This window comes from Pectobacterium brasiliense (assembly GCF_013449685.1).
Lineage (GTDB): Bacteria > Pseudomonadota > Gammaproteobacteria > Enterobacterales > Enterobacteriaceae > Pectobacterium > Pectobacterium brasiliense_A.
On sequence record NZ_JACDSF010000044.1, the window covers coordinates 1 to 16,620 of the forward strand.

Annotated in this window: 18 protein-coding genes; 2 read left to right on the top strand and 16 right to left on the bottom strand. The window is 52.5% G+C overall.

Annotated features, from left to right (window positions below):
- The first annotated feature begins 247 nt into the window (after positions 1-247).
- Positions 248-1,600, top strand: coding sequence for a molecular chaperone (gene yegD, locus H0248_RS16965; RefSeq protein ID WP_180786836.1), 1,353 nt, complete (start codon positions 248-250; stop codon positions 1,598-1,600).
- Positions 1,601-1,776: 176 nt separating this feature from the next.
- On the opposite strand, the gene H0248_RS16970 is transcribed toward yegD, so the two are convergent.
- The 9 genes from H0248_RS16970 to H0248_RS17010 all read right to left on the bottom strand — a co-directional run bounded on the left by H0248_RS16970 (position 1,777) and on the right by H0248_RS17010 (position 8,999).
- Complete coding sequence (locus tag H0248_RS16970; protein ID WP_039505960.1) at positions 1,777-2,316, bottom strand: glycine zipper 2TM domain-containing protein; 540 nt, start codon at positions 2,314-2,316, stop codon at positions 1,777-1,779.
- A 459-nt stretch (positions 2,317-2,775) separates the two neighbouring features.
- Positions 2,776-4,080, bottom strand: a complete 1,305-nt coding sequence (locus H0248_RS16975; protein WP_039499002.1) for an NAD(P)/FAD-dependent oxidoreductase — start codon at positions 4,078-4,080, stop codon at positions 2,776-2,778.
- 366 nt (positions 4,081-4,446) lie between these two features.
- On the bottom strand, positions 4,447-4,989 hold the full coding sequence (ycfP, locus tag H0248_RS16980; protein WP_180786809.1) for an alpha/beta hydrolase YcfP: 543 nt from the start codon (positions 4,987-4,989) through the stop codon (positions 4,447-4,449).
- A gap of 162 nt (positions 4,990-5,151) precedes the next feature.
- The gene (gene nagZ, locus H0248_RS16985) at positions 5,152-6,171 is read right to left on the bottom strand and encodes a beta-N-acetylhexosaminidase (RefSeq protein ID WP_180786810.1); all 1,020 of its coding nucleotides are present in this window, start codon (positions 6,169-6,171) and stop codon (positions 5,152-5,154) included.
- Positions 6,172-6,261: 90 nt separating this feature from the next.
- Positions 6,262-7,146, bottom strand: a complete 885-nt coding sequence (thiK, locus tag H0248_RS16990) for a thiamine kinase (protein ID WP_180786811.1) — start codon at positions 7,144-7,146, stop codon at positions 6,262-6,264.
- Positions 7,127-7,699 (bottom strand): penicillin-binding protein activator LpoB, encoded by a 573-nt coding sequence (lpoB, locus tag H0248_RS16995; RefSeq protein WP_180786812.1) that lies wholly within the window; start codon positions 7,697-7,699, stop codon positions 7,127-7,129. Before lpoB ends, thiK begins: the two co-directional genes overlap by 20 nt.
- A 21-nt stretch (positions 7,700-7,720) precedes the next feature.
- Positions 7,721-8,101, bottom strand: coding sequence for a YcfL family protein (locus H0248_RS17000; RefSeq protein WP_180786813.1), 381 nt, complete (start codon positions 8,099-8,101; stop codon positions 7,721-7,723).
- Positions 8,102-8,185: 84 nt separating this feature from the next.
- Complete coding sequence (hinT, locus tag H0248_RS17005; RefSeq protein WP_010276226.1) at positions 8,186-8,536, bottom strand: purine nucleoside phosphoramidase; 351 nt, start codon at positions 8,534-8,536, stop codon at positions 8,186-8,188.
- A 232-nt stretch (positions 8,537-8,768) separates the two neighbouring features.
- Positions 8,769-8,999 carry an MFS transporter gene (locus tag H0248_RS17010; RefSeq protein ID WP_180786808.1) on the bottom strand — a complete coding sequence of 77 codons (231 nt, stop codon included), beginning with the start codon at positions 8,997-8,999 and terminating at the stop codon, positions 8,769-8,771.
- A 30-nt stretch (positions 9,000-9,029) separates the two neighbouring features.
- On the opposite strand from H0248_RS17010, the gene H0248_RS22510 reads away from it, so the two are divergent.
- A complete protein-coding gene (locus H0248_RS22510; RefSeq protein ID WP_374705279.1) occupies positions 9,030-9,134 on the top strand; it encodes a hypothetical protein in 105 nt (34 codons plus the stop codon).
- A 49-nt stretch (positions 9,135-9,183) separates the two neighbouring features.
- Here H0248_RS22510 and ptsG read toward each other — a convergent pair whose 3' ends face one another.
- The 7 genes from ptsG to fabF all read right to left on the bottom strand — a co-directional run bounded on the left by ptsG (position 9,184) and on the right by fabF (position 16,613).
- On the bottom strand, positions 9,184-10,617 hold the full coding sequence (ptsG, locus tag H0248_RS17015; protein WP_180786814.1) for a PTS glucose transporter subunit IIBC: 1,434 nt from the start codon (positions 10,615-10,617) through the stop codon (positions 9,184-9,186).
- Between the two features lie 313 nt (positions 10,618-10,930).
- A complete protein-coding gene (locus H0248_RS17020; protein ID WP_180786815.1) occupies positions 10,931-11,728 on the bottom strand; it encodes a metal-dependent hydrolase in 798 nt (265 codons plus the stop codon).
- A gap of 19 nt (positions 11,729-11,747) precedes the next feature.
- The gene (holB, locus tag H0248_RS17025; protein WP_180786816.1) at positions 11,748-12,758 is read right to left on the bottom strand and encodes a DNA polymerase III subunit delta'; all 1,011 of its coding nucleotides are present in this window, start codon (positions 12,756-12,758) and stop codon (positions 11,748-11,750) included.
- Entirely contained in the window at positions 12,758-13,417 is a 660-nt protein-coding gene (tmk, locus tag H0248_RS17030) for a dTMP kinase (protein ID WP_180786817.1), read from the bottom strand. Before tmk ends, holB begins: the two co-directional genes overlap by 1 nt.
- Positions 13,407-14,426 (bottom strand): endolytic transglycosylase MltG, encoded by a 1,020-nt coding sequence (gene mltG, locus H0248_RS17035; protein ID WP_180786818.1) that lies wholly within the window; start codon positions 14,424-14,426, stop codon positions 13,407-13,409. Before mltG ends, tmk begins: the two co-directional genes overlap by 11 nt.
- A gap of 14 nt (positions 14,427-14,440) precedes the next feature.
- Complete coding sequence (pabC, locus tag H0248_RS17040) at positions 14,441-15,238, bottom strand: aminodeoxychorismate lyase (RefSeq protein ID WP_180786819.1); 798 nt, start codon at positions 15,236-15,238, stop codon at positions 14,441-14,443.
- Positions 15,239-15,371: 133 nt separating this feature from the next.
- Complete coding sequence (gene fabF / locus H0248_RS17045; RefSeq protein ID WP_110164030.1) at positions 15,372-16,613, bottom strand: beta-ketoacyl-ACP synthase II; 1,242 nt, start codon at positions 16,611-16,613, stop codon at positions 15,372-15,374.
- Between the last annotated feature and the right edge of the window lie 7 nt (positions 16,614-16,620).

Genomic DNA, 16,620 nt, shown 5'->3' on the forward strand with positions numbered 1-16,620 from the left:
CTACATGGTTCAAGATACAAGGGACGTACTTGCAGCGTCTTTACGATCTACCCATTATCACCGCTCGACATACTTTGTCATTAATATTATTAGTAAATCCCTCTCCGCCTTTACAAGCACCATCGTAACGCAGTAAAGTCGCCACCTTTTTTATGGCCTGCCATCCTTGGCGGCCACCCTTCCGGGCCGTCGCGGGTGCGACGTTAAAAATTTCTCCCGAAAATTTTTTATGGCATGGGGCACGACGATGTTTATCGGTTTTGACTACGGTACAGCCAACTGTTCAGTGGCGGTTATGGATGAAGGTACGCCACGGCTCCTGTCGCTGGAAAATGGCTCGCCTTATCTTTCTTCCCTGCTGTGCGCGCCCGTGCGCGAAGCGGTTAGCGAGTGGTTATGGCGACACCATCAGGTCAATGCCGAGGGTGAGAATGCGCTGCTGCTAAAGCGCGCCATCAGCTACAACCGCGAGGAAGATATTCGCGTGCAGGCGGATAGCGTGAAATTCGGACGTGATGCGTTGCGCCACTATATGGATGACCCAGAAGAGACGTGGTTCGTTAAATCACCAAAGTCCTTCCTCGGTGCCGTCGGGCTGAAAGCGCAGCAAATTGCGATGTTTGAAGATCTGGTCTGCTCCATGATGCTGCATATCCGCACGCAGGCGGAAAGTCAGCTTGACCAGTCTATTCGTCAGGCCGTCATCGGCCGCCCGATTAACTTTCAAAGCATCGGCGGCGAAGAAGCCAACCAGCAGGCGCAAGGCATTTTAGACCGTGCGGCACATCGTGCCGGGTTTGAAGATGTCGTCTTCCAGTTTGAACCTGTCGCCGCCGGGCTGGATTTCGAATCCACGCTGACGAAAGAAACGCGCGTGCTGGTCGTGGATATCGGCGGCGGCACCACCGACTGCTCCATGCTACTGATGGGCCCAGAATGGCATAAGCAGCAAGAACGTTCGCAAAGCCTGTTAGGGCATAGCGGCTGCCGCGTTGGCGGTAACGATCTGGACATCATGCTCGCATTCAAACAGCTGATGCCGCTGCTTGGTATGAATAGCGAGACAGAAAAAGGCATCGCTCTGCCGATCATGACCTGGTGGAATGCGGTCGCGATTAACGATATTCCGGCGCAAAAAGAGTTTTATAGCACCGCCAGCCGCGCGTTAATCAACGAAATGATCCGCGATGCCCGTCAGCCCGAGCTGGTGAAAAGACTGCTGACCGTCTGGCAACAGCGCCTGAGCTACCGTCTGATTCAACTGGCGGAAGAGAGCAAAATTGCGCTGTCCAATCAATCGGAAACGGCAGCTGATTTGCACTTTATCGAATCGGGTCTGGCAACGCGCATTCATGCTGATGAACTCAATGCCGCCATCGATAATCCGCTCATGCGTATTCAACAGCAGGTGACACTGGCGCTAGAAACCAGTCAAACCCGGCCGGAAGTGATCTACCTGACTGGCGGTAGCGCACGTTCTCCCCTGCTGCGTCAGGCTATTCAGCAACTGCTTCCTGATATTCCTATCGCCAGCGGCAACGATTTTGGTTCCGTTACCGCCGGACTGGCGCGCTGGGCAGAGATTATTTTCCGCCGTTAATTAACCCGTAATTCGCTGCGGCTGCCTTGCTGCTATCCGTTAGCATGAAGCTAACCGAAAGCAGAAAGAGCCTATAAGCAGAAAGAACAGAGAATGAAAAAACCGCGAGCACCTTCTTCAGGTGTCTCGCGGTTTTTAGAGAGGTGTCAGCGCAAACCGTAGACGTTAGAGGTCAGTTAACTCTGCTGATTCAGAATTAACTGCCCGTTTCTGTCTACTGGAATTTGTGTGCCAGGATCGCGATCCATGCGGATTTTACCCTGCTGGTCGCCGATTTTATAAGTGACATCATAACCCAGAACTTTTTGTGATTTGTCGTACACCGTCTGACAGCGCTGTTGCTGCGTCGTGTACGTATCATTTTCCTGCATGCCACTTTGTACACGGTTACCGGCATAACCACCTGCCAACGCGCCCGCTACCGTCGCGATATCTTTACCGCGTCCGCCACCAATCTGGTGCCCCAGCACACCACCCGCGACAGCACCCAGCACCGAGCCAGCAATCTGGTTTTCATCCTGTACCGGACGACGATGCGTCACGTTCACGTTACGGCACTCCTGACGAGGCGTTTTGACCGTTTCTTTAATTGGTGTTGCTGTTAGCACCTGTGCAAACTGAGGTTTAGAGGAAAATACATCCATACTCGCCACCGCCGCCACACCCAATGCAGCAGCCACACCAATACCTACACCCGCTAACATTGATTTGTTCACAGGATACCTCCCGAATCTATTCTCACGCATTCCCCACCTGCAATCCTGGCGTAAATCTTGTTTTACGCCAGCTCGCGTTTAACGCGATGAATCCGGTGGTTCCTTCTGAATATCAGCATTCAGAATTTTTGGCGTGCGTGCTACGCCATCTGTAAACAGTGGAAAGTCTGCACAATGTTTCGCACTCTCGCAATAAGACTAACTGACCAAAAGTGTCAGATTCGTAACATAAAAGCGTCATTTGGGAATTATCTTAACTGGAATTGGTAATAGGACGATATTTTATACTGCCATATCAGCGAAGTAGCCTATCGTGCTACGGCTCAGAAACAGGAGATTATGAGTAGATCGACGAAAAGAAAGGGCTACTGAGGAAGAATAAGATGACCGCTGGCAGAAAAGAATACGGGCATGACATTGCGTTCATACCCGTATCAGAAAGCGGTCAGCAAAGATGAATTAATGCAGCTTCAGACGCGGGCGAATCACCCGGTTGATCCCACCGACCAGCATCATCAGGCCTGTTTTAACATAGCCATGCAGAGCAACCTGGTGCATGCGGTACAGGGAGATATACACGAAACGTGCAATTCGTCCTTCTACCATGACGGAGCCCCGCATCAGGTTCCCCATCAGGCTGCCAACCGTACTGAATTTAGACAGCGAAACCAGAGAACCGTGATCTTTATAGACGTAAGGCTTCAGCGTTTGCCCGTTCAGCAATGCGATGATATTGCTGTGGCAACGTGATGCCATCTGGTGAGCGGCCTGCGCGCGCGGTGGTACAAAACCGCCGCCTTCCTGCGGGCAGGAGGCACAGTCGCCAATGGCGAAAATGTTGGGATCGCGCGTCGTCTGCAATGTCGGCTCAACCACTAACTGGTTAATCCGGTTCGTTTCCAGACCCGCAATCTCTTTCATCGCATCCGGCGCCTTGATGCCCGCCGCCCAAACCATCAGATCGGCTTCGATAAATTCACCGTCCTTGGTATTCAGACCGCCACTTTCTGCGCTGGTCACCATGGTTTTCGTCAGCACACGGACGCCAATATTGTTCAATTCCTGATGTGCAGCCGCTGAAATACGCGGCGGCAACGCAGGCAAAATACGTTCGCCCGCTTCCACCAGTGTCACATTCAGCGTTTGGTTATCCAACCCGTCAAAGCCGTAGCTGTGCAGCTGTTTCACCGCGTTATGCAATTCCGCAGACAGTTCGACCCCTGTCGCGCCGCCGCCCACAATCGCGATGTTCACGCGCTCTTTTTCTTCCTGATTTGCTGTGAATTTCAGGAACAAATTCAGCATTTCATTATGGAAACGGCGGGCTTGTTTCGGGTTATCCAGAAAAATACAGTGATCTTTCACGCCCGGCGTACCGAAGTCATTTGAGGTACTGCCTAATGCCACCACCAAAATGTCATACGGGATACGACGCGCGGCAACCAGCACATCGCCTTGCTCGTCACACACTTCAGCCAGTTGAATCTGCTGCGCTTCACGATCGATATCCGTCAGCATGCCCAGTTGGAACTGGAAATAGTGATTGCGGGCGTGCGCCAGATAGCTCAGCGCATCCATATCGTCGTCCAGCGAGCCTGTCGCCACTTCATGCAGCAGCGGTTTCCACAGGTGGCTATGGTTACGATCCACCAGCGTAATCTCCGCTTTTTTCTTGCGTCCTAACTTGTGGCCCAAACTCGTTGCGAGTTCAAGCCCGCCAGCTCCCCCGCCGACAATGACAATTTTTTTGGTTGGTGATGTCAAAATGACCCCCTAAAATGTGAACCAATCGTTAATAAAGAGTAAAAAATAATATCCTTATATAACATAGGGTTCGCGTAAGTTAAGCCTGATATCTGCTGCAAGAATAGCACGCTAGGTTATTTGGTCATACCAAAATTGATATATATCAATTTATTTTGTCAGGCAGATTTTTAGCGAGAAAATTCCATCTTTATTTCAGTGAATTAGCAGAAATCCGCGCGAAGAGAAAATGCTGAATCGTGCGCATCTGCGCAACTGGATGAACTAAGGAAAGTAAATAAATTGCGCCATTCCTCCTGTTCCCCCTCAAACAAGGGTATCAGAAGGAACGACAGCCGCGATGAACAGGTCATCGCTAACGCAGGGTTAACCGAGCGTTTTGAAGGCTTTTATTCGCTGCAAATGGGGGGAGATGCTTTTGAATTTATGCGTCTGAATATCATCCCAGACGATCTCGTAATACGCTCCCAACGTCTGCGCGCTACGCAGGCTGTCGAGCATTTCATCCTGACGGGAAAGCATCACCATGCAGCGATCGCGGTTCTTTTCGCGAAAGTTCGCCACGCACTTCGTGGCGATATCCAGATACTCTTCTGGGCGATCGATTTTCCCGCTCATGTTTTCCTGCGGGAAAAGGTTAGGATTAACGATGACTTGTCGTATATCACACAGGAAACCGACGCGTTCAGCCCAGAAGCCCCCCAACCCCACGCCACAGATCAGCGGACGATCGTCATCAGACTGCTGAATCGTCTTATCTACCTGCTTTAGCAGATGTTGCATATCATGACGCGGATGCAACGTGCTGTAGCTAATCAATCGTACATCTTCATCAATAAACTGAAGCTGTAGGACCTTTTCATGGTTGCCGGGGCTGGTCGAGTCAAAACCGTGTAAATAGATAATCATCTTTCATCCTCACCGCAGACTAAGTTGCCTATTTCTCGCCATTTTTATACCCGTCATACTTCAAGCTGCTTGTGCGTTGGCTTCCCTTACTCACCCCAGTCACTTACCTAAGTAAGCTCCTGGGGATTCGCGCAGTTGCCGCCTTCACGCAACTCGAATTATTTAGTGTATATGCGCCTGCCAGCGCTCGCTGAGCAATGTGAGCGCCTGATTCGCCTGCTTCCAGCGTGGCGAATCCAGCAGTTCCCGACGAGAAAACGAACCCTGATGATATAATCGCGTCAGTTGATCCGCTTTGACCGAGGACAGGTTATCCAGCACGCTGACCGCACCTTCACGATGATTGCAAACCAGAATCATGTCACATCCTGCCTGCAACGCCGCCTGCGCCCGCTCGGGATAACTGCCCATCACAGCGGCACCTTCCATCGAGAGATCGTCGGAGAAAATGATGCCATCAAAGCCCAGCTCTTCACGCAGCACCGTTTTGAGCCAATAGGGTGAACCACTGGCTGGATGCGGATCGGCCTCCGTATAAATCACGTGGGCAGGCATGATGGCATCCAACTGCTGACGCTGGATCAGTTCTTTAAAAATTAGCATGTCGTGTGCGCGAATTTCTGCAAGCGGACGCGGATCGTGCGGCGTTTCTTTATGTGAATCAGCGCTGACCGTACCGTGGCCGGGGAAATGCTTACCCGTGACCTTCATACCCGCGCTATGCATGCCGCGAATAAAGCTTTGCGCTACGGCCAGTGCCGTCTCTGGATTGGCATGGAATGAACGCTCACCAATCGCCGCGCTCTGGTGGCCGATATCCAGCACTGGCGCAAAACTAATATCGATATCCATGGCGATCATTTCTGCCGCCATCAGCCAGCCGCCCTCTTCCGCCAAACGCAGGGCTTCTGACTCGCTGTTTAATGCCGCGAACGCCTGCGCGGCAGGCAGACGAGTAAACCCGTCACGAAAACGCTGAACCCGTCCACCTTCCTGATCCACGGACACCACAAGGCGCTCGCGCGACGCCGCGCGGATTTGGCGTACCAATTCACGTAACTGCGCCGCATCATGAAAATTACGGGTAAACAGAATCACGCCGCCAACCAGCGGATGTTCCAGCACTTCACGATCTTCTGCATCCAGCTCATAGCTGGCAACGTCTAACATTACCGGACCCACAAAAACCTCATTCTTTAGAGTTTACTGCTTAATGAAATGATCTTTACCACACAAGCTATATCATCAGCCTGGCTATAGCCGATGGCATGACTATAGCCAATGATATTGTTGTAACCGATGATAGAGCGCGGGAATTTCCGCTAAAAATTCAGGATTCTTCGTTTGCTGCCAGCGAACCTCAAACCACATCAATACCAGATAATCGACCCAGGGGAACCACTGCATCATCTGTTGCTGGAGGCGGCTCACGGAAAACCCTCGCCGATGTCGCTGGTAGCTCTGTAGAAAATGCGTTTGCGCCATGCTTTCCATCTGACTGGCTCGCACAATGAACGCCAGTTCAAAGGCAATATCGCCATCTGAGGCATATTCCCAGTCAATCAACATCGTTTCTTGTGGGGTAATCAGCAGGTTTTCAGCATGCACATCAAGATGGAGAGGAGCGAGCGCCAAAGGCGTGGGTCGCGCCGCACGCTGAAAATAATGGTGGGCACGCAATAACGCAGGCGAACGGCGGCGCGGATCCATCAACTGCCAGTGCTGCGCGAAGAGCACTTTGAGATCGAGAGGATAACCACTACGCGGCTGACGATGAAGCTGAGACAACAGGCGAGCCACTTCGCCATTAGCCAGCATCATCAGGAACTCATCAGAGGTGGCAATGCGACCCGGTACCCACTCGACAATCAGCCAGCCGTCACGCCACAGCCGCGGCCGTGGCGCAAGACCTCTCGCCGACATCTGCCGCAGCAAGGCGAATTCGCGCTGGCGATCGACGCCCATTTTCCGCTCGGTTGGCGACTGCCGACGTGCAAGCCATTCGATGTCCGGCCCAAGGATACGCCAGCTTTTACTACTCAGCCCACCCACCAGCTCAAAGCGAATATCCGCCACATCCACAGCCGGGAAATGTTTCTGGATCGTCGCAGTCAGCTGCTGCTGGATGCCTGCCTGCTTAATGCTGAACGGCGCCATTACCTGACCACACAATTTCACCGGTCTGCACCAGCATCAGTTGCATGTCGAGCTGCGGCGATTTCACATCACCACTGACGTCGCTGTACAGCACATACTGCGCGCTGACATAACGCGCCAGACCAATCGCCTTGCTACGCGATCCTAAGCTGTCATCAACCGACAGACCCAGCGTTTGTTTCGCGGCAGCCAACTGCTCACGCGGCACCAGCGTAAACGCTTTACCGGAGGATAACGCGCTGTACAACGTCCCTGTCGCTTTCGCTATCGGCAGTGAGCCGTTGGTGTTGTTTTTCACGCTATCCACCAGCAGGATGCTGCCCGGCGTGACGCCATCGGCTTTCAGCATTTGTGCCACCAGCGGGTTAATGCTGGCTTCCCAGTTCAATGTCTGGATTTTTGGTGGTTGCGGTACCGATTCACCCGGCGGCGGCGTTGGCGTAGTCGGCACTTGCGGCTCAACGGGCTCAATCGTCGCAGTCGGTTCCGGCGGATGGCTGGGGCACCCTGTCAGTACCAATGTCGCCAGCATCACCCCTAGATACTTTTTCATATATTCTCTCTCTGCACACCATTACAAAAACAGATGAAGACGGACCTGACGCGCATTGGGACTGCTGCGAGTGGAAAAAACCGTCATTTCCGTCTGTGGCGGGAGTTCAATGGACTGCACGTCTTCGAACGGCAGCACATCCAGCCCGTTTTCATCATACCAATAGAAACGGTAATGCACGGTCACCGCGTGTGAAGCGTCGTTGCTGACGGCAGAAGATGCGCGCAGCCGGCCGTTTTCTGAATCCAGCGACGGGTTCCCCGCGGTAATACCGGCCGATAACACAGGCGCATCGAGTACCAGCGTTTGCCGTTCATTGATGGTCAGTACCTTTGGCGCGCTACAACCCGCTAGCAGCCCAACCATCAAAAACGCGGACAGAAAAAGCATCGGGTTACGCATGATGTTCTCGCATGATGATTTTCTCGCACGACAGTCTACCCATGACTATCGAACCTGGTTCTATAAGATCTAGTGCTATAAGATCTAGTTCGCCAGCAAAGGCCCTAATGCGCGGCCACCCAGCAGATGCATATGGATGTGATAAACCTCCTGCCCGCCGTGTCGGTTGCAGTTAATGATCAGGCGATAGCCGTCTTCTGCAATGCCTTCCTGTTGCGCAATTTTACCCGCGACCGTCACCATACGTCCCAGCGCCGCTTCATGCTCGGGGGCCGTGTCGTTAACGGTAGGGATCAAGACGTTCGGGATGATCAAAATATGGGTTGGCGTGCGAGGCGCGATGTCACGGAAGGCGGTGACCAGTTCATCCTGATACACGATATCGGCAGGAATTTCCCGGCGGATGATTTTACTAAAAATGGTTTCTTCAGCCATGATTGATTTCCTTGTTAAAGCTGGCGTTGAACGACGTCATGTAGGCAGTATGAGTGACATATTCCATTTCTTTCAACCTTCTTCGTCTATTTCTGGTGCGGGTGGTCAAAATACGACTCCCAGTAAAAACCAGAAATACGCCCTCCTTCTCCCGAAAACAGCGGCGCTCCCGCCGCTACGATAAGGATTTCGCATCATCCATCGAAAATTCGTGTGTGCGCCTTCCCACCAACTAAGAGACCGCTGCGTTCTCACCAGCATAACAGGATGCAGACCACAGCCACACCCAGAGTCGACCAAATACATCCCCCAGCCGTCCGCCCGTAATCAGCTGTGCGCCAGAAGCCCGTTCATAACCCGCTACGATGAAACCAATTTGTGCGAAACTAGCGCCCAGATCAGCCTGAATGCTGGGAATAGCGACATTGATCACGAACAGGTCGAATTCAGCTTCGACGCCCATCCTTCCGAAAGACGTAATCTGCTCTGGCTCTTGTTCACCAACCCGTTACTGCATAAGCGATTCATCGGCAGGGAGAAACAGGCTCCACAGATGCTGTCAAGTTTTCGCCGTGAAAGAGGAATAAGACGGTTCTGACCATAAAAAAAGGGGCTTTCGCCCCTTTTTACCACTCCCCAACAACACATCAGTGGTTACGGATGTAGTCGTCCATGTCGGTTTTCAGGTTATCGGATTTGGTACCGAAAATAGCCTGAACACCGGAACCGGCCACAACCACACCTGCTGCGCCCAGTTTTTTCAGGCCAGCCTGATCAACTTTAGCCACATCGCCTACGCTAACACGCAGACGGGTGATGCACGCATCCAAGTTAGTGATGTTTTCTTTACCACCAAACGCGCTAACCAGTGCGGCAGCCATTTCAGTGCTGTCCTGTGAGGTTTGCTCAGAGGCGCTATCTTCACGGCCCGGCGTTTTCAGATTCAGTTTGGCAATCAGAACGCGGAAAATGGTGTAGTAAATCAGCGCATAGCACAAACCCACAATCGGGAACAGCCACAGGTTGCTACCGTTGCCGCTCAGTACCACAAAGTCGATCAGACCGTGAGAGAAGCTTGTGCCATCACGCATGCCCAACAGGATACAGATTGGGAATGCCAGACCCGCCAGAATCGCATGGATCACATACAGAATCGGCGCAACAAACATGAAGGAGAACTCAATTGGCTCGGTGATACCCGTCAGGAATGAGGTCAGCGCCGCAGAGATCATGATACCGCCCACTTTCGCGCGGTTTTCTGGTTTAGCAGAGTGCCAAATAGCAATAGCTGCAGCTGGCAAGCCGTACATTTTAAACAGGAAACCGCCGGACAGTTTACCCGCAGTCGGGTCACCTGCAATGTAACGAGGGATATCGCCGTGGAAAACCTGACCCGCCGCATTGGTGAACTCACCCACCTGCATTTGGAAAGGGACGTTCCAGATATGGTGCAGACCAAACGGGACCAGAGAACGTTCAACGATCCCATAGATACCGAATGCCAACATCGGGTTCTCATTTGCAGCCCAATGTGAAAACGTTTGGATAGCGCTACCGACCGGTGGCCAGATGAAAGACAACACAGCACCGGTAATGATCGCCGTCAGGCCGGAAATAATCGGCACAAAACGTTTACCAGCAAAGAAGCCCAGATACTCAGGCAACTGAATGCGGTAGAAACGGTTAAACATATACGCGGCAATCGCACCGGCAATGATCCCGCCCAGAACACCGGTATCCGCTAGGTGCTTCGCCGCGATTTCGGCAGCAGGTAGATTAAGAACCAGCGGCGCAATCGCAGCCATGGTTTTGACCATGATGCCATAAGCCACCACCGCCGCCAGTGCGGAAACACCGTCGTTATTAGTGAAGCCCAGGGCAACACCAATAGCAAAAATCAACGGCATATTGGCAAACACCGAGTCACCGGCCTGTGCCATGACGCTGGAGACAATTTCAGGCAACCAGCTAAAATTGGCCGAACCGACACCCAGCAGGATACCTGCGATAGGGAGTACGGATACGGGCAGCATTAGCGACTTACCTACTTTTTGCAGGTTTGCGAATGCATTCTTGAACATAATTGAGTGTGCTCCTGAGTAATAGTGCTTTTACTTCTGATACTTCATATAAGCAAAGGCAGGGAGGATGACCTTTGCGAGTTGGGGTGTCTTAGCCCCCTTTAATTTTTACGCAGAGTAAAATAAATAGCGTTCACAATGTTTGATTACTATCACGTTTCCACAAGCCAAAAGGCTGAGATCGAACAGATATTGCACTTTCTTGTGATATGTCGCTAAAAAACACGTCCCCCTGAAGAGGAAAAACCTAATCAAGGGGATGGTGAAGCGCTATTAATTACACGGATAAAAAAAACTCGGCTATTTTCAGCCACTATTGCGCGGCGGTCAACCGAACTGGGTCGATGTGAAACAGATGGGAGAAATTTTCTGTCGTGACGGCAGCGAGGGTTTCCAACGATGTGCCTTTCAGTACAGCAAGATATTCTGCTACATCGCGTACGTATGCGGGCTGGTTTTCCTGACCTCGAAACGGAACCGGTGCGAGCCAAGGGGAATCCGTCTCAATCAACATCCGATCCAGCGGCACGTAACGCGCGACGTCACGCAGTTCTTCTGCATTGCGAAACGTGACGATCCCAGAAAACGAGATATAGAACCCCATGTCAAGCAGCGCTTTTGCCGTGAGCAAATCTTCCGTAAAGCAGTGCAGAACGCCACTGCATTTCTCCGCCTGCTCGTCACGTAGAATGGCCAACGTATCTTCACGGGCCGCACGCGTATGCACGATGACCGGTTTGTTCAGGTCATTACCTATACGAATGTGTTCGCGAAACGACGCTTGCTGCTGGGCTTTCGTCTCCTGCTGATAGAAATAGTCCAGACCCGTTTCCCCCATTGCCACCACACGGCTGGCGCTGGCTAGCTCACGCAGCTCGGCATAATCATAAGGGGCTTCCTGATTGAGCGGATGAACGCCGCAGGAAAAGGCCACGTTATCGCGCTCGCCGATTAACTCCACCATGGCACGATAGCCGGGCAGCGTTGTCGCCACCGCCAGAAGGAAACCGACATCACGGCTTTTCGCTTTATCCAGCACGTCGGAGACGTCTTTATGCAATGACTCATAATCCAAACCGTCAAGATGACAGTGGGAATCCACTAACAACATGATATTTACTCGATAGTAATTAAACAGAAAAAGGGGGGATGTCGCGCTTAACCGATGAAGCAAGCGTGCGCTCTCCATCAAGCAGGCGTTCCGTCAGCAGCAGTTCACGGTTTACCCCCGTGACGGTCAGCAATTTTTGCCGACACGCCAGCCACTGTTGCAGCTCATACTGCAAATGTGCGGAAGGTTCGCGCGCCAGACGCTCAACCAGTTCAATCTGATCCTGATTCACTAAATGCTCATTCGCGCCCTGCTGCCATTTCATGGCATCCAGCAGTAGCGCAGCCAACCAGTGAATACGAACATCCGCATCGTCATGATTTAGCTGTGATATCAATGAGAGCTGATCTCGCGAAGTCAGCGCAGCAGAAAACGCCTGACACAGCGAGCTACGCTGTTTCCAACGCTCTGGCTGCAATAACGCCTCGGCGGCTAGCGGCGCGCCCGATTGCAATCTCAATGCCGTGCGCAATGCCTTGCTGTCATGGCGATGGCGAGCATTCAGCCACAGCACGCTCTGCGTCTCATTTGGAACATCCAGATAATGATACAAACAACGGCTGCGCAAAGTAGCCAATAACCGGGCTGGTTCACGGCAGCCAAATAAAAAGAAGGTATTCTGCGGCGGTTCTTCCAGCGTTTTCAGCAGTGCATTGGCTGCGGCCTCTGTCAGTTGCTCAGCGACAGCCAGCCAGATCACTTTTGCTCCACCTTGTCGGGAGTGTTGATACACTTTTTCCACGACGTCACGCACGGGATCGACGCCCAAGCTTTGCTTGCCTTTCTCTGGGCTCAGCACATGCCAGTCTGGATGCGTTCCTGCGGTCATCAGGTTACAAGAGTGACACTGGCCGCAGCTTTTCATCCCATCAGGCCGCTGGCAGATCAGCCAACGGCTCAGCGCATAAATCAGCGACTCATCACCCATGCCCGGCAGCGCATGCAGCAACAGCGCATGATGCCCCCGGCCCGCCTGATATTGCCCGATAAGCTGCCGATAGGATGCATTCAGCCACGGATACCAATCCATCAGCCCTGCCCCTGCGCAACAGGCTGCAACCCTTGTTGCTGCAACCACTGCTGTAACGTCGCCTGAATATCCGCACTAACAGCATCAATAGGCTGTGAGGCATCGATCGTCAGGATGCTGCCATCCTCCGCTGCCAATTCCTGATAGCGGGAACGGGTACGATCAAAGAAAGCCAGCGACTCCTGCTCAATCCGATCCAGCTCGCCGCGCTGGCGCGCACGCTGTAAGCCAATAGCTGGCGGCAGATCAAGATAGAGCGTCAGGTCAGGCCGAAAATCACCCAGCACGGTATCGCGCAGTGAGCGCAGCAGTTGCTGATCGATCCCACGTCCACCGCCCTGATAAGCTTGTGAAGAGAGATCGTGACGATCGCCGATGACCCAGTTTCCATTCGCCAACGCCGGTTTGATAACGTTGTCCACCAACTGTACTCTGGCCGCGTATAACATCAGGACTTCTGCTTTGTCAGTGACCTTCTCATCGGCTATACCTTGCTTGATAAGCTCACGCAGTTTCTCTGCCAGCGGCGTACCACCTGGCTCTCGCGTGAACACCACGTCTTTCACACCATGTGACCGCAGCGTTTCCACGACGATATTGCGTGCGGAGGTCTTCCCTGCGCCTTCCAATCCTTCAATGACGATAAATTTACTGTTCATCCCGTTCCTTTAACGCTGAGCGGTATACCCTCACAGCACGATTATGGTCTGCAAGGTTAGTGGTAAAACTGTGTCCGCCTTTTCCATCTGCCACAAAATACAGGTATGACGTTTTGGCAGGATGCGCAGCCGCATCCAATGAGGCTTTCCCCGGCATCGCAATTGGCGTCGGCGGCAAGCCGGATATGACATACGTATTGTAAGGCGTCGGCGTATCTAATGCTTTACGGGTTATCACGCCTTTATAGTCATCCCCCATGCCATAAATCACTGTGGGGTCAGTCTGCAAGCGCATACCAAGCCGTAAGCGATTGACAAAAACGGAGGCGACCTGAGTACGTTCTTCATTGATCGCCGTTTCTTTTTCAATGATTGACGCCATCGTCAGTAATTCGTCCGGTGTCTTATACGGCAATCCTTCTTCGCGCCCTTTCCAGACCTCATCCACCGTTTTTTTCATGCGCTGATGCGCACGCTGCAACAGGGCGATATCGCTCGTACCTGCCGTGTATGAATAGGTATCAGGATAAAACCAGCCTTCCGGGTTCGGCTTATCTTTGATTTCCAACTGGGTGGCAACATCCTGTTCGGTTTTATCGGCCAATGAATACTTGATATAAGGTGCTTGTTGCAGCGTGGCCAGCCACTCTTTCAAGCGTGAGCCTTCGACAAAACGGATGGAAAATTGCGCTTCTTTTCCGCTGGACAGCAGCGCCAGCATCTCGCGCACGGTCATGCCCGAAGTCAAGCGATATGTACCCGCTTTGAATTTTGCCAATTCAGGTTCAAAACGCAGCAGCCACGGAAAAAATGTGTCATCAGTAATAATTTTCTGATCGAGAAGCAGCGTTTCCAGCCCTTCTCTTCCCGTACCCGCCGGAAGCGTAAAGATAGTTTCCTTTTCGATAGCCAATGGAGAATCAGCAAAACGCTGCATTTTCTGCCACGCGACCAGTAATATCAGGACAACGGCAGTGATAATCAGCAAACCAATTTTCTTTTTCTTCATAAATCAACCATCTACTAGCAGTCAGGACTTAGAAATTGATAAAGCTCTCGGGAGTGATAACGCCAGAGGTGCGCCTGATTTACAGGGACGATCGGCATTAATGCATTGCAAACCAGCACTTCGTCCGCATCGGACAGTGCAATTAAGGGTTCGCTGACGATCTGTAGCTCGAAATCAGACTCTGCCAGCGAGGCAATAATATGCTGTCGAGCAACACCATCCACTCCTGACTCGGATAAATCCGGCGTATAGACCCAGTGCCCTTTACGCCAGAATAAATTCGCGGCACAGCATTCCACTAGCGTACCAGAGGTGTCAAGCACGAGGGTCTCATCGGCTGAGGTCTGGTCAAGATGCGCGCGGATCAGCACTTGTTCGAGCCGATTCAGATGCTTTATGCCCGCCAGCAGCGGATTTTTAGCTAGCGCCACAGGGCTGAGATTCAGGCTAATGCCCTGCTCACGCCAGTCGGCATAGTGCGCAGGATAGCTAACCTGCATGACGACTCGGGTCGGCTGCGTGCAGCCTTGGGCACTATAGCCACGCCCACCGGCACCCCGCGTTAGCATCACTTTCACTACGCCGTCCGCTCGTCCCAGTGCTGCCTGTTTCATTTCAGCGATCAGACTTTCCCAATCCAGCGTCGGAAATAATAAGCGCGTCGCGGCCTGTTGCAGACGCGCGACGTGTCGATCAAGCCAGACAATCTCGCCATCGCATACTCTGGCTGTCGTAAAACAGCCGTCGCCGTACTGTGTACCCCGATCGAGTACCGAAAGCTGTTCCTGTAACTGACCATTAATCCACAGCATAATAAGCTCCGCATCATTCATCGTCGCCAGCTTGCCAGCAAAGCAGCGTTGCAGGCAAGCNNAAGCTGGCGTGTCTGATTTTACGCAGGCAAAAAAAAACCCGGAGACCGGGTTTTTTAAAACGCTATCGCAATCAAACTTTACGGAAGATCAGAGAACCGTTGGTTCCACCGAAGCCGAAAGAGTTGCAGAGTACGTATTCTAGATTGCTGACCTGACGCGCCTCATGCGGCACGAAATCCAGATCGCAGCCTTCATCTGGATTGTCCAGATTGAGCGTTGGCGGAACAGCCTGATCGCGCAGAGCAAGAATACTGAAAATAGACTCTACCGCGCCTGCCGCACCAAGCAAGTGACCCGTCATTGATTTTGTCGAGCTCACCAGCACACGGCTGGCGTCTGCACCAAATACGGATTTCACGGCCTGCGTTTCAGCTTTATCACCCGCAGGCGTAGAGGTGCCATGCGCGTTGATATAACCGATCTGGCTCGTTGACAGATCCGCGTCACGGAGCGCATTTTCCATCGCCAGCGCAGCACCAGAACCGTTCTCCGGCGGAGACGTCATATGATACGCATCGCTGCTCATGCCAAATCCAACAATTTCTGCATAGATTTTCGCACCGCGCTTTTTCGCGTGTTCATACTCTTCCAGCACCATGAGGCCAGCACCGTCACCCAGTACAAAACCGTCACGATCTTTATCCCACGGACGGCTTGCCGCCTGAGGATTGTCATTGCGCGTAGACAACGCACGGGCGGCACCGAATCCACCGACGCCCAATGGCGTACTGGCTTTTTCTGCACCACCGGCCAACATCACATCCGCATCGTTGTAAGCAATAATGCGAGCAGCCTGACCAATATTGTGCACGCCAGACGTACAGGCCGTAGCGATAGAGATGCTCGGGCCACGCAGTCCGTACATAATAGTAAGATGCCCAGCCACCATATTGACGATGGTTGACGGCACGAAGAACGGACTGATTTTACGCGGGCCACCGTTCACCAGCGCAGTATGGTTCTCTTCAATAAGACCCAGACCGCCGATGCCGGAACCAATCGCCGCACCGATACGCGGGGCGTTCTCTTCCGTTACTTCCAAACCGGAGTCCTGCATAGCCTGAACGCCAGCAGCAACACCGTATTGAATAAAGGCATCCATTTTGCGAGCTTCTTTACGCGAAATGAATTCTTCAGAATTAAAATCCTTTACTAAGCCAGCAAAACGTGTTGCGTAGGCACTAGTATCGAAATGGTCGATCAGGCTGATACCACTCTGACCGGCAAGAAGAGCACTCCAGGTAGACTCAACTGTATTGCCGACAGGAGATAACATGCCCAGTCCGGTCACAACTACTCGACGCTTAGACACGCTTATC